10 protein-coding genes are annotated in these 13,892 nt (G+C 73.3%); 6 read left to right on the forward strand and 4 right to left on the reverse strand.

Annotated elements, in window-relative coordinates; genetic code table 11:
• The first annotated feature begins 58 nt into the window (after positions 1 to 58).
• From treS to UXQ13_RS06275, 4 genes are all read left to right on the forward strand, one after another.
• Positions 59 to 1,891, forward strand: coding sequence for a maltose alpha-D-glucosyltransferase (treS, locus tag UXQ13_RS06260; RefSeq protein ID WP_336391959.1), 1,833 nt, complete (start codon positions 59 to 61; stop codon positions 1,889 to 1,891).
• Positions 1,888 to 3,240, forward strand: a complete 1,353-nt coding sequence (locus UXQ13_RS06265; protein ID WP_336391960.1) for a maltokinase N-terminal cap-like domain-containing protein — start codon at positions 1,888 to 1,890, stop codon at positions 3,238 to 3,240. The genes treS and UXQ13_RS06265 overlap by 4 nt, the downstream gene beginning before the upstream one ends.
• A 49-nt stretch (positions 3,241 to 3,289) precedes the next feature.
• Entirely contained in the window at positions 3,290 to 6,028 is a 2,739-nt protein-coding gene (gene glgB / locus UXQ13_RS06270; protein ID WP_336391961.1) for a 1,4-alpha-glucan branching protein GlgB, read from the forward strand.
• A 136-nt stretch (positions 6,029 to 6,164) separates the two neighbouring features.
• Positions 6,165 to 7,598 carry a neutral zinc metallopeptidase gene (locus UXQ13_RS06275; RefSeq protein WP_225234846.1) on the forward strand — a complete coding sequence of 478 codons (1,434 nt, stop codon included), beginning with the start codon at positions 6,165 to 6,167 and terminating at the stop codon, positions 7,596 to 7,598.
• Between the two features lie 42 nt (positions 7,599 to 7,640).
• Here UXQ13_RS06275 and UXQ13_RS06280 read toward each other — a convergent pair whose 3' ends face one another.
• The gene (locus UXQ13_RS06280; RefSeq protein WP_225234845.1) at positions 7,641 to 8,618 is read right to left on the reverse strand and encodes a tetratricopeptide repeat protein; all 978 of its coding nucleotides are present in this window, start codon (positions 8,616 to 8,618) and stop codon (positions 7,641 to 7,643) included.
• 325 nt (positions 8,619 to 8,943) lie between these two features.
• Here UXQ13_RS06280 and UXQ13_RS06285 point away from each other — a divergent pair, with 325 nt between their 5' ends.
• The gene (locus UXQ13_RS06285; protein ID WP_225234844.1) at positions 8,944 to 9,468 is read left to right on the forward strand and encodes a C40 family peptidase; all 525 of its coding nucleotides are present in this window, start codon (positions 8,944 to 8,946) and stop codon (positions 9,466 to 9,468) included.
• Positions 9,469 to 9,590: 122 nt separating this feature from the next.
• Here the strand turns inward: UXQ13_RS06285 and UXQ13_RS06290 are convergent, their stop codons facing one another.
• From UXQ13_RS06290 to UXQ13_RS06300, 3 genes are read right to left on the reverse strand one after another with little or no spacing between them, the layout of a single operon-like run.
• Complete coding sequence (locus UXQ13_RS06290) at positions 9,591 to 11,063, reverse strand: phytoene desaturase family protein (RefSeq protein WP_336391962.1); 1,473 nt, start codon at positions 11,061 to 11,063, stop codon at positions 9,591 to 9,593.
• A 25-nt stretch (positions 11,064 to 11,088) separates the two neighbouring features.
• Positions 11,089 to 12,039: a methylmalonyl Co-A mutase-associated GTPase MeaB gene (gene meaB / locus UXQ13_RS06295; protein WP_225234842.1), complete on the reverse strand. Its 951-nt coding sequence runs from the start codon at positions 12,037 to 12,039 to the stop codon at positions 11,089 to 11,091.
• 2 nt (positions 12,040 to 12,041) lie between these two features.
• Complete coding sequence (locus UXQ13_RS06300) at positions 12,042 to 13,247, reverse strand: acetyl-CoA C-acetyltransferase (protein ID WP_225234841.1); 1,206 nt, start codon at positions 13,245 to 13,247, stop codon at positions 12,042 to 12,044.
• Between the two features lie 151 nt (positions 13,248 to 13,398).
• Between UXQ13_RS06300 and mce the strand changes: the two genes are divergently transcribed.
• On the forward strand, positions 13,399 to 13,848 hold the full coding sequence (gene mce, locus UXQ13_RS06305) for a methylmalonyl-CoA epimerase (protein WP_225234840.1): 450 nt from the start codon (positions 13,399 to 13,401) through the stop codon (positions 13,846 to 13,848).
• The last annotated feature ends 44 nt before the right edge of the window (positions 13,849 to 13,892 follow it).

The raw sequence follows: 13,892 nt of genomic DNA on the forward strand, positions 1-13,892 counted from the left end.
CGCCCGCCCCCCTCCTCCGCCACCCCACACACCCCGAGAGTCGAGGACCGACCTCCCCATGACCGTGCCCGTCCCCAACGCCGCCCGACCGGGTCTCCCCGCCCCCGGCGCCGACCCGGAGTGGTATAAGCGCGCCGTCTTCTACGAGGTGCTCGTCCGCGGCTTCGCCGACAGCAACGGCGACGGCATCGGCGACCTCCGGGGCATGATCGGCAAGCTCGACTACCTGCAGTGGCTGGGCGTCGACTGCATCTGGCTGCCCCCCTTCTTCGCCTCCCCGCTGCGCGACGGCGGCTACGACGTCGCCGACTACACCGCGGTGCTGCCGGAGTTCGGCGACATCGAGGACTTCACCGAGCTCGTCGCCGAGGCGCACAGCCGCGGCATGCGCGTGATCATCGACTTCGTCATGAACCACACCTCGGACCAGCACCCCTGGTTCCAGGCCAGCCGCAACGACCCCGAGGGTCCCTACGGCGACTTCTACGTGTGGAGCGACGACGACACCGAGTACGCCGACGCCCGGATCATCTTCGTCGACACCGAGGTGTCGAACTGGACCTTCGACCCGGTCCGCAAGCAGTACTTCTGGCACCGGTTCTTCAGCCACCAGCCCGACCTGAACTTCGAGAACCCGAAGGTGCAGGAGGCGATCATCGACGCCCTGCGGTTCTGGCTGGACCTGGGCATCGACGGCTTCCGGCTCGACGCCGTGCCCTACCTCTTCGAGGAGGAGGGCACCAACTGCGAGAACCTGCCCAAGACCCACGCCTTCCTCAAGGAGGTCCGCTCGGTCGTCGACGCGGAGTACCCGGACCGCGTGATGCTGTGCGAGGCCAACCAGTGGCCCGCCGACGTCGTCGAGTACTTCGGCGAGGACGGCGACGAGTGCCAGATGGCCTTCCACTTCCCGGTGATGCCGCGGCTGTTCATGGCCGTCCGGCGGGAGCAGCGCTTCCCGATCTCGGAGATCATGGCCCAGACGCCGGCGATCCCGGACAACTGCCAGTGGGGCATCTTCCTGCGCAACCACGACGAGCTGACCCTGGAGATGGTCACCGACGAGGAGCGCGACTACATGTGGGGCGAGTACGCCCAGGACCCCCGGATGAAGGCCAACATCGGCATCCGGCGCCGGCTCGCCCCGCTGCTGGACAACGACCTGGACACCCTGGAGCTCTTCACCGCCCTGCTGCTGTCCCTGCCCGGGTCGCCGGTCATGTACTACGGCGACGAGATCGGCATGGGCGACAACATCTGGCTCGGTGACCGCGACGGCGTCCGTACCCCGATGCAGTGGAGCCCGGACCGCAACGGCGGCTTCTCCACCGCCGACCCGCAGCGGATGCACCTGCCGCTGGTCGCCGACCCGGTCTACGGCTACCAGGTCACCAACGTCGAGGGCCAGCTGCGCAACTCCAACTCGCTGCTGCACTGGACCCGCACGCTGATCTCGGTGCGCAAGGAGCACCCGACGTTCGGCGTCGGCAGCTTCGCCGAGATCGGGTCGCGCAACCCCACGGTGCTCACGTTCGTCCGCGAGTTCGGCGACGACGTCGTGCTCTGCGTCAACAACCTGTCGCGGTTCCCGCAGCCGGTCGAGCTGGACCTGCGCCGCTTCGAGGGCTACACCCCGGTCGAGCTGACCGGGCGGGTGGAGTTCCCGCAGATCGGCGTGCTGCCCTACATGCTCACGCTCTCCGGCCACGGCTTCTACTGGTTCGAGCTGTCCAAGCCCGCGGCCCCGGCCACCGAGGAGGACGACGACGCCTGGGAGACCGCGACCAGCTCCAGCGTCGCCCAGTCCCTGCTGGACGCCGGGGTCGTCGGGTCCACCGAGGACCCACCGGGCGGCACCGGTGGCCTCGGCGTCGAGGGGGGCAACCGATGAGCGCGCTGACCGACCTGCTCGCCGACTGGATGCCCGGCCAGCGCTGGTTCGCCGGCAAGGGCCGCACCTGGGCCTCGGTCACCGAGGACGGGTTCTTCCTGGACCAGGGCACCCCCGCCCTGTCGGTGCACCGGGTGCACGTGACCTACACCGACGACGTCTCCGAGACCTACCTGGTCCCGCTGTCCTGGCGCAGCAGCCAGGACGACGACCTGGCGCACGCCTACGTCGGCGCGGTCGGGGACAACCACGCCTACGACGGCATGCGGGACCGAGAGGCCACCGTGCCGTGGCTGACCCACCTGGTGGCCGCCTCGACCGTCGGGCCGCTGCACTTCCACCCGGCCGGGGTGGCGTACATCCCCGAGGGCGTCCCCGGCGACCTCATCTCCGGCGAGCAGTCCAACACGTCGCTGATCTACGGCGAGACGGCGATCATGAAGCTGTTCCGCCGCCTGGAGCCCGGGCTCAACCCCGACGTCGAGGTGCACGACGCCCTCCGGACGACGGAGAACCCGCACATCGCCCCGCTGCTGGGCCACGTGCAGATCGAGGGCGCGACCGAGGGCGAGGAGCCGGCCACGGTGGCCTTCCTGCAGGCGTTCGTGCCCAACGCCAGCGACGGCTGGCGGCTGGCCACCTCCAGCGTGCGCGACCTCTACGCCGAGGCCGACCTGCACGCCGACGAGGTGGGCGGGGACTTCGCCGGCGAGGCCGAGCGGCTGGGCGAGGCCACCGCCGCGGTGCACCGCGACCTGGCCCGGGTGCTGCCGACCGCCGACGTCGGCACCGACTGGTACGGCGAGCTGGCCACCCAGCTCACCGCCCGGTTGGACGCCGCGACCGCGATCGTCCCGGAGCTGGCCGAGCACGCCGAGGGCCTGCGCACGCTGTACGCCGCGGTCGCCGACCTCACCGCCCCGGTCACCGCCCAGCGGGTGCACGGCGACCTGCACCTGGGCCAGGTGCTGCGCACCACGACCGGGTGGATCGTGCTGGACTTCGAGGGCGAGCCGGCCCGCTCGCTGGCCGCCCGCCGCGAGCTGGACTCCCCGCTGCGCGACGTCGCCGGGATGCTGCGGTCCTTCGACTACGCCGCCCGGCACATGCTGGTCGAGCAGCCCGGGGACCCGCAGCGGGCCTACCGGGCGCAGGAGTGGGCCGAGCGCAACCGCAGCTCGTTCTGCGCCGGCTACGCCGCGGCCAGCGGCACCGACCCCGCCGGGTCACCGCTGCTGCGGGCGTTCGAGGCCGACAAGGCCGTCTACGAGTGCGTCTACGAGGCGCGCAACCGCCCGCACTGGCTGATGATCCCGTTGACCTCCCTGGCCCGGCTCGCCAGCAGCTGACCGACCCATTCATCCGTGCCCCCGGGCACGCAGGCAGGACGGAGCTCCCATGACGACCCAGGACCAGCCGCACGACCCGCTCGACCCCGACGACCTGCAGCGCGTGGTGACCGAGAAGACCGAGGCGTTCCAGGCCGAGCTCGAGCAGGCCGAGCGGGACAGCCCGAGCGTGACCGGGACCGGCGTCACCGCCACGCCCGTGGTCGCCCCGGCCCCGATCGCCGAGCCCGGCAACCCGTCGGCCCCCTCGGCGCCCCAGCCCGAGCCCCCGGACGACGACCCGGCCGAGGTCTCCCACCCCGAGCCCCGCGAGGACGGCACCCACGCCGGCACCGGCGGGGACACCCCGGCCCGGACGGCGGACCTGAGCCCGGCGTCCACCAGCCCGGACGCCGACGACGCCCCGGCCGACGCCCCCGCCGGTGCGCCGGACGCCGCGCCTGCGCCCGAGCCTGAGCCCGCCCAGGAGCCCGCCCCCGACCCGGCGCCCGGCGAGGACCCGGCACCCGCCGACGACCACGCCGCCGTCGTCCCGGCCGGGGTGGCCTCCCCGCGCCGCACCCGCTCGGCGTCGTCGTCGGCACCGGTGGAGCCGACCCTGGTGGCCGGCGAGCCGGTCGACGGCGAGGCCGTCCGGGCCGTCGTCGAGGGCTGGTCTCACGACCCGCACGGCGTGCTGGGCACCCACCAGGTCGGCGAGGGCTGGGCGGTGCGCACGCTGCGTCCGGACGCCGTCTCGGTGACCGTGGTGGACCAGGACGGCAGCCGGTACGACGCCACCCAGCTGCACGGCGGCGGGGTCTACGAGGCGACCCTGCCCCAGCAGCCCGGCGACTACCGGGTCGAGGTCGTCTACGGCGACGGGCAGGGCGGCACGAACACCGTGCTGGCCGACGACCCGTACCGCTGGCTGCCCACCCTGGGCGAGGTCGACCAGCACCTGATCCGCGAGGGTCGGCACGAGCGGCTGTGGGAGGTGCTCGGCGCGCACGTGCGCAGCTACGACACCCCCGGCGGCACCGTCTCCGGCGTCTCCTTCGCCGTCTGGGCGCCCAACGCCCGCGGCGTGAAGGTGACCGGTGACTTCGACTGGTGGCAGGCCCGCGCGCTGCCGATGCGCTCGCTGGGCTCCTCGGGGGTCTGGGAGCTGTTCGTGCCCGGCGCCGAGGTGGGCCAGCGCTACCGCTTCCACGTGCTCGGCGCCGACGGGGAGTGGCGGGAGAAGAGCGACCCGATGGCCTTCGCCACCGAGGTGCCCCCGCTGAACGCCAGCGTGATCACGACGTCCACCTACGAGTGGGGCGACGACGACTGGCTGGCCGACCGTGCGCAGGGCAACTGGCACGAGCGCCCGGTCAGCGCCTACGAGGTGCACGTCGGGTCCTGGAAGCAGGGCCTGTCCTACCGGCAGCTGGCCGACGAGCTGGTCGAGTACGCCGTCTACGCCGGGTTCACCCACCTGGAGTTCATGCCGGTCGCCGAGCACCCCTTCGGCGGGTCGTGGGGCTACCAGGTCAGCGGCTACTTCGCGCCCTCGGCGCGGTTCGGCGTGCCCGACGACTTCCGCTACCTGGTGGACAAGGCCCACCAGGCCGGCCTCGGCGTCCTCATCGACTGGGTGCCGGCGCACTTCCCCAAGGACGCCTGGTCGCTGGGCCGCTTCGACGGCACCGCGCTCTACGAGCACGGCGACCCCCAGCGCGGCGAGCAGATGGACTGGGGCACGTTCGTCTTCGACTTCGGCCGCTCCGAGGTCCGCAACTTCCTGGTCGCCAACGCGCTGTTCTGGTGCAAGGAGTTCCACGTCGACGGCCTGCGCGTCGACGCGGTGGCCTCGATGCTCTACCTGGACTACTCCCGCAAGGAGGGCGAGTGGACGCCCAACGTCCACGGCGGCCGGGAGAACCTGGAGGCCGTGGCCTTCCTGCAGGAGATGAACGCGACGGTCTACCGCGAGGTCCCCGGCGTGATGACCATCGCCGAGGAGTCGACCGCGTGGCCCGGCGTCACCCGGCCCACCTACCTGGGCGGCCTGGGCTTCGGCTTCAAGTGGAACATGGGCTGGATGCACGACTCGCTCGGCTACGTCGAGAAGCAGCCGGTGCACCGCGTCTACCACCACAACCAGCTGACGTTCTCCCTGGTCTACGCCTACAGCGAGAACTACGTGCTGCCGATCAGCCACGACGAGGTCGTCTACGGCAAGGGCTCGCTGCTGCGCAAGATGCCCGGTGACCGGTGGCAGCAGCTGGCCAACGTGCGCGCCTACCTGGCCTACATGTGGGCCCACCCCGGCAAGCAGCTGCTGTTCATGGGCCAGGAGTTCGCCCAGGACGGCGAGTGGGCCGACTCCCGCTCGCTGGACTGGTGGCACCTGGACGACCCGGCGCACCGTGGCGTGCTCTCCCTGGTGGCCGACCTCAACGGTCGGTACAAGGAGAACGAGGCGCTGTGGAGCCAGGACGTCGACCCGGCCGGGTTCCAGTGGATCGACGCCAACGACTCCGCGGGCAACGTGCTGAGCTTCCTGCGCTACGGCAAGGGCGGGCAGGCGCTGGCCTGCGTGGCCAACTTCGCCGGCACCCCGCACACGGGCTACCGGATCGGGCTGCCGCGGGGCGGTCGCTGGCGCGAGGTGCTCAACACCGACGCCGAGGCCTACGGCGGTTCCGGCGTGGGCAACCTGGGCGGGGTGGACGCCGTCCCCGAGCCCTGGCACGGCCAGCCGTTCTCGGCCACGGTCAGCGCACCGCCGCTGGCGACCACCTGGTTCCTGCACGAGGGCTGACCCCTCCCCGGGGGCACGTCCGACCGGACGTGCCCCCGTCGGGGTGGCGGGACGCGGTGTCGTCGCGCGCGGGCGCAGCGTCGGCCATGATGTGCACTCCGTTCGGAGACCGCCGGACCGAGGAGAACGGGAGTCCATGTCCTCCACGACCCGCTCGGTGGCGCTCACCGCCGGCATCCTGTCCCTGGCGCTGACGCTGGCCGGCTGCGGCACCACGCTGGTGTCCGGCCAGGCCTCCTCGGCCGAGCCGCCGATCACCGATGTCGCACCCGCCGACTTCCCGATCACCGGGGCGGCCGAGACCGAGGCCGACGTCACCGCGCGCAACGCGCTGGCCGACCTCAACGACTTCTGGGCGCAGCAGTTCCCGGACGTCTACGGCGAGGACTTCCCGGCGCTGACCGGTGGCTACTTCTCCGTCGACCCCGGTGACGTCGACGAGTCGCTCTACCCCGGCGGGGAGATCGGCTGCAGCTCCGCGCCCGAGGAGGTGGAGCAGAACGCGTTCTACTGCCCGCCCGACGTCGGCGCCTCCAACGAGGACTCGATCAGCTACGACCGCGCCTTCCTGCAGGAGCTCGCCGACCAGTACGGCCGCTTCCTGCCCGCGCTGATCATGGCCCACGAGTTCGGCCACGCCGTGCAGGGCCGGGTCGGCTACCCCGCGGGCGACACGTCGATCAACGTGGAGACCCAGGCCGATTGCTTCGCCGGCGCCTGGACCAAGTGGGTGGCCGACGGCAACGCGATGCACGAGACCATCCGGGCCCCCGAACTCGACGGCCTGCTGGCCGGGTACTTCATCGTGCGCGACCCCCCGGGCACCGGCACCGAGGACAGCCAGGCGCACGGCTCGTACTTCGACCGGGTCTCGGCCATCCAGGACGGCTTCGACGGCGGGGCCGCGGCCTGCCGGGACAACTACGAGTCCGACCGGGTGTTCACCCAGGCCGAGTTCACCGACGAGCAGGAGTACGAGAACAACGGGAACCTGCCGCTCGACGAGGTCCCCGGCCTCATCGACCAGTCCCTGCCGATCTACTACGACGACTCGTTCCCCGACGACCTCGGCACGGACTTCGTCGCCCCGACCATCGAGCCCTTCGACGGCACGGCGCCCTCGTGCGCGGGGATGAACACCGACACCAACGCCGGCTTCTGCCCGGACGAGGACATCGTCTACTACGACCAGACCGACCTGGCGGCACCGGCCTACGAGGAGATCGGCGACTACGCCGTGGTGACCGCGGTGGCCATCCCCTACGGCATCGCGGCCCGGGACCAACTCGGCCTGTCCACCGACGACGAGGACGCCATCCGCTCGGCCACCTGCCAGGCCGGGGCCTTCTCCGGCGCTGCGCTGTACGGAGAGGTTGCGACGGAGGTGGACGGTCAGCCGGTGGGCATCACGCTGTCACCCGGCGACTTCGACGAGGCCGTGCAGTTCCTGCTGGCCTACGGCAAGGACCCGACGGTGTTCCCGGACCTCGGCATCTCCGGCTTCCAGCTGGTCGACGTCTTCCGGCAGGGCTTCCTGTACGGCCTCACCGCCTGCGGCCTGCAGGCCTGATCCGCTGATCCCGGGGACCGCGGTCCCCGGGATCGGCGGGTGTCAGAAGAGGGCGGCCGACAGCTGACGGCGGGCGGCGCCGACCCGGGGGTCCTCGTCGCCGACCACGCCGAACAGCTCGACCAGGTGGATGCGGGCGGCGTCCCGGTCCTCGCCGGCGGTGCGGCGGACGACGTCGAGCAGCCGGCCGAAGGCGCCGTCGATGTCGCCGGTGCCGAGCAGGAAGTCCGCCGCCCGGGTCTGGGCGGCGACGTCGTCGGGCGCGGCGTCGGCCTCGACCAGGGCGTTGGGTCCGGCGGCCTCGGCGCGGCGGAACAGCTGCACCTGCTTGATGGCCACCGAGGCGACCGGGTGGGCCGGCTCGACGTCCAGGATCTGCTGGTAGGCGGCCTCGGCGCCGGCCAGGTCACCGGCGTCCAGCGCGGCCTCGGCGGCGTCCAGCCGCGGGTCCTCGGGCTCCTCGGCCTCGGCCGGCTCACCCCCGGGCAGCCCGCCACCGGTGGTGGCGCCGACGAGCTCGGTGACGAACTGCCGGGCCTGCTCCTCCGGGATGGCGCCGCTGAACTCGGCGACCAGCTGGCCCTGCCAGACGGCCTTCACCGCCGGGATGCCCTGCACCCGCAGACCCTGGGCGAGGTTGGGGTTGGCGTCGACGTCGACCTTGGCCAGCACCCACGCTCCGCCGCCCTCGGCGGCGAGCTTCTCCAGCACCGGGGACAGCTGCTTGCAGGGCCCGCACCACTCGGCCCACAGGTCCAGGACGACGGGCACCTGGAAGGACCGGTCGATGACCTCGGTCTGGAAGGTGGCCTCGTCGACGTCGACCACGGTGCCGCCGGGCGCCCCGGCCGGTGCACCCGGTGCCGGCGGCGGGGCGGCGGCGGCGCGGGCCGCGGCGTCGGACCGGGCCTTGACCGCGGCCAGGTCGACCGCGCCGGCCAGCGAGGCGGCCAGCTGGGCCTGCTGCGCGGCGGCGCGGGGGTCGGTGGGACCGGGTCGAGCGGGGCGGTTCGGCTGCATGGCCCCCATGATCCCACCGCCGGGCGCCGACCTCCTGGTGAGCCGTCCTGCGCAGGGTGAGCATCCTCACGACCGGTTGCCGGACCCCCGGGGACGCTGCCTACGGTGGCTGTCCCCGGTCGGGTCGAGCGACCCACCGGGATCCGCCGGGACACCACCGAGGTCCGCAGCGGGCAGTTCCCCGTCGGCCGCACGCGGCACGCGGGATCCAGGATGCGCCGGAGCGCAGCTGCCCCACGACCCCCCGGGCCGACCACCGCCGCGCGCGGCGTCGGCCGGGTCCTGCCCCCGGCGGGCGATCCACGAGAGGACGGCCTGCTCCTCCATGGCCCTCACCACCACCCGCTCCGCCCGCCTGCGCCGCACCGGCCAGGTGTTCCTCACCGGTGTCGCCGCGACCCTCGCCGTCGGGTTCGCCCCCGGCGCGGTGGGGACGGCGTCCGCCGCCCCGGCCGCCGTCACCGCCCCCGCCGCGCCCGCGTCGGGCGTCGTCGCGCCCACGCCGGCCACCCAGGTCGCCGTCGACCACGCGATGGCCCAGGTCGGCAAGGGCTACGCCTACGGCGGCAACGGCCCGGACGCCTACGACTGCTCCGGCCTGACCACGCAGTCCTTCGCCGCCGCCGGTGTCGAGCTGCCCCGCCGCAGCGCTGACCAGGCCACCGTCGGCACCCCGGTCGACCGCGCCGCCCTGCTCCCGGGTGACCTGGTCTTCTACTACTCCCCGGTGAGCCACGTGGGCATCTACATCGGCAACGGCCAGATCGTGAACGCGCTCAACTCGAGCACCGGCGTCATCGTGAGCAGCGTCGACATGCCCGGCTACGCCGGCGCCTCCCGCGTCGCCTAGGGACCTCGCCCTCCGCAGCGTCGACCAGGGGACCTGATCGAACTCCGTCCTCCCCCACCAGCGCTGGTGAGGGAGGACGGAGTTCCGCGCACCCCCCTGATCGATGCTGGGGAGCCCGAGGGTCAGGTGGGCGGGGCGGGGCGCAGGGGCGGGAGGTCGCGGACGCCGAAGACCTTGCGCAGCGCCGTCTGGGCCGCGTTGTCCCCGCACATGCCGTGGACGGCGGGGCCCGGCGGGGTGGCCGCCGAGGCCAGGAAGACGTTGTCCAGCGGCGTGGAGTAGGTGTTCCACCGGGGGACCGGGCGCAGCAGCATCTGCCGCAACGACGCCTCGCCGTTGGAGATGTCCCCGCCGAGGTTGTTCGGGTTCCAGTCCTGCATCTGCGGTGCGGTCTTGGTCGCCCGGGCCAGGATCGTGTCCCGGAAGCCGGGGGCGAACCGCTCCACCTGCGCCTCGATCTCGGTCGTCATGTCGACCGTCGAGGCGTGCGGCACGTGCACATAGGCCCAGAACACGTGCTTGCCCTCGGGCGCCCGGGTCGGGTCGACCACGGTGGGCTGGACGGCGAGCACGTAGGGCTTGTCGGTCAGCCGCCCGGCAGCCGGCGCGGCCTCGCCGGCGATGGTCTCGGCCAGCGTGCCGGCGATGTGCACCGTCCCGGCCCGGCGGACGTCGGGGTTGGTCCAGGGCACCGGGTCCGACAGCGCCCAGTCGATCTTGAAGACGCCGGGGCCGTGGTGGTAGCGCCGCACCCAGCGCCCGTAGCCGCCGGGCAACCGGTCCCCGGCCATGGACACGAACGCCTCGGGCGTGGTGTCCAGCAGCACCGCCGGGACGCCGTCGAACTCGCGCAGGTCGGTGACCTCGTGGCCCAGCTCGACCGTGCCGCCCTGCTGCTCGATCGCGGTGACCATCGCGTCGGCCATCCGCTGGGTGCCGCCCTCGGGCAGCGGCCAGCCCCGGTGGTGGGCCAGCATCGACAGCACCAGGCCCAGCCCCGCGGTGAGCGGGCGGGTCAGGTCGAGCATGCCGTGCGCGGCCGCCCCGCCGATCAGCGCGCGGGCGTGCTCACCCTCGAAGGCCTTGTGCGCCAGCCACCGCACGTTGGGCAGCGCGTTGAGCGCGAACCGGGTGATCGCCGGGATGCTGCTGGTCGGCAGCCGGCGGAAGGCCGAGGACAGGAAGAAGTCGATGACGTCGTCCCCGTGCTCGACCAGCTGGGCGAACAGCCGGTGGTACGCCGCGCCGTCGGCACCGAGCCCCGCCGCGGTGCGGTCCAGCGAGCGGTAGGCCACCGCGGCGTCCCCGCCGTCCAGCGGGTGGGCGTAGGCCACCTCCGGGTGCAGCATGCGCACCCCGCGCGAGGCCCAGTCGAACTCGCGGAAGAACGGCGAGGCCACGCCCATCGGGTGCACCGCGGAGCAGATGTCGTGGGCGAACCCGGGGAGGGTGACCTCCTCGGTCCGCATCCCGCCGCCGGCCCGGTCCGCCCGCTCGACGACCTGCACCTGCAGCCCGGCGGCCGACAGGCGCAGCGCGGCGGCGAGCCCGTTCGGTCCGGCTCCGACGACGACGGCATCCGGCTTCGAGCTCATGGGCCCCAGTCTCCCCCGATGGGGGTCACAGCCGCCCGACGAGCTCGTCGGCCGCCGTCCACGGGTCGCACTCCCCCGCCACCACCCGGTCGGCCAGCGCGTCGATCGCGGCCGCACCGCCCACGTCGCCCATCCGGCGGCGCAGCTCGCCGACCGCGATGGCCTCGATCTCCCGCGCCGCGCGGACCCGGCGGCGCCGGTCCCCCTCGCCCGAGGCGGCCAGCCACTCCCGGTGCTCCTGCACCCGGGCCAGCACGTCGTCCACGCCCTCGCCGCGGGAGGCGACGGTGCGCACCACCGGCGGCTGCCAGCCGGGGTCCACGGCCATGCTGAGCATCGCCGTCAGCTCGCGGACGGTCCGGTCGGCGCCGTCCCGGTCGGCCTTGTTGACCACGAACACGTCGGCCACCTCGAGGATGCCGGCCTTGGCCGCCTGGATGCCGTCGCCCATGCCGGGGGCGACCAGCACCAGTGTGGTGTCGGCCAGGGAGGCCACCTCCAGCTCGGACTGGCCCACCCCGACCGTCTCCACCACCACGACGTCGCAGCCGGCGCCGTCGAGCACCCGCAGCGCCTGCGGCGTCGCCCAGGACAGCCCGCCCAGGTGACCGCGGGAGGCCATCGAGCGGATGTAGACCCCTGGGTCGTCGGCGTGGGCGCCCATCCGCACCCGGTCGCCGAGCAGGGCACCCCCGGAGAACGGGGACGACGGGTCCACCGCGAGCACGCCGACCCGCAGGTCTCTGGCCCGCAGGCCGCTGACCAGCGCGGTCGTGGTCGTGGACTTGCCGACCCCGGGCGACCCGGTGATGCCGAGCACCTGGGCCCGGCCGGTGTGCGGGGCCAGCGTGGCCGCGACCTCGCGCAGCGCCGGGCTCTCCTGCTCGACCAGCGAGATCAGCCGGGCGACCGCGCGCGGGTCGCCGTCCCGGGCGCCGGCGACCAGTGCGCCGACGTCCGGGGAACGGCGTCCCACCGTCAGGCGGCGGGGACGTGCAGGACCAGCGCGTCGCCCTGGCCACCGCCGCCGCACAGCGCGGCGGCACCGACGCCGCCACCCCGGCGCTTGAGCTCCAGCGCCAGGTGCAGCGCGATCCGGGCGCCGCTCATGCCGACCGGGTGGCCCAGCGCGATCGCGCCGCCGTTGACGTTGACCTTCTCCGGGTCCAGGCCGAGCTCGCGGGTGGACACGATGCCGACCGCGGCGAACGCCTCGTTGATCTCGACCAGTTCCAGGTCGGTCGGGCTGATGCCCTCACGGGCGCAGGCCTTGGCGATGGCGGCCGAGGGCTGCTGCTGGAGCGTGGCGTCCGGCCCGGCCACGACGCCGTGCGCGCCGATCTCGGCCAGCACGGTCAGGCCCAGCTCGGCGGCCTTCGCGGCGCTCATCACCACGACGGCGGCGGCGCCGTCGGAGATCTGCGAGGCCGTCCCGGCGGTGATGGTGCCGTCCTTCGAGAAGGCCGGCTTCAGCTTGCCGAGGGTCTCGGTGGTGGTGTCGGCCCGGATCCCCTCGTCCTCGCGGAACTCGATCGGGTCGCCCTTGCGCTGCGGGATGGACACCGTGACGATCTCGTCGTCGAACAGGCCGTTCTTGTGCGCGGCCGCCGCCCGCTGGTGGCTGGCCGCGGCGAAGGCGTCCTGCTCCTCGCGGGTGAGCTCGTAGCGGCTGTTGGCCTGCTCGGTCAGCAGCCCCATCGCGACCTGGTCGAAGGTGTCGGTCAGCCCGTCGTGGTTCATCGAGTCCACCAGCTTGGTGTCCCCGAACTTCACGCCGGTGCGGCTGGTCGGCAGCAGGTGCGGCGCCTGGGTCATCGACTCCATGCCGCCGGCGACGACGACCTCGAACTCACCGGCGCGGATGAGCTGGTCGGCCAGGGCGATGGCGTCCAGGCCGGACAGGCAGACCTTGTTCAGCGTGAACGAGGGCACCGACATCGGGATGCCGCCGGCGACCGCGGCCGGGCGGGCCGGGTTCTGGCCGGCGCCGGCCTGGATGACCTGGCCCATGATCACGTACTCGACCTGGTCGCCGCTGATGCCGGCCTTGTCCAGGGCGCCCTTGATGGCCACGCCCCCGAGGTCGGCGGCGGAGAAGTCCTTGAGCGAGCCGAGCAGCCGGCCCATCGGGGTGCGGGCGCCGCCGACGATCACGGAGCGGTTCTTCGCTGCGGGCTGGGTCATGCCGTCCTCCACTCGGTACGGCCACCCTCGTCGGCGGCCTCGTCCGACTCCCGAGCGTAGGGCGCCCGTGGAGCCGGTGCCGCCGCCCTGTGTGCAGGGTCACGCCGGCCGGGCAGGTGCGCGGTACCGCCGGTCACGGCAACATGCCCGCATGAGCGTCGACGGAGCCGCACTGCCCACCGAGCTGTTCACCACCATCGACCACGTCGGGATCGCCGTCCCGGACCTGGACGAGGCGATCGCCTTCTACGACCGAGCCTTCGGCATCACCTCGGTGCACGAGGAGACCAACGAGGAGCAGGGCGTCCGCGAGGCCATGCTGGCCGTGGGCGACGGGGAGACCCGCATCCAGCTGCTCGCGCCGCTGACCCCCGAGTCCACGATCGCCAAGTTCATCGGCCGCTCCGGGCCGGGTCTGCAGCAGCTGGCCTTCCGGGTGACCGACGTCGAGGCGGTCAGCGCGACCCTGCGCGAGCGCGGCCTGCGGCTGCTCTACGACGAGCCCCGCCGCGGCACCGCCGGCAGCCGGGTCAACTTCGTGCACCCCAAGGACGCCGGCGGGGTGCTCGTGGAGATCGTGGAACCGGCCACAGACCACTGACAACGGGGCTACCCGCCAGTAACATCCCTCGCCGCACCACTCCG

This window comes from Klenkia terrae (assembly GCF_037083865.1).
GTDB lineage: Bacteria > Actinomycetota > Actinomycetes > Mycobacteriales > Geodermatophilaceae > Klenkia > Klenkia terrae.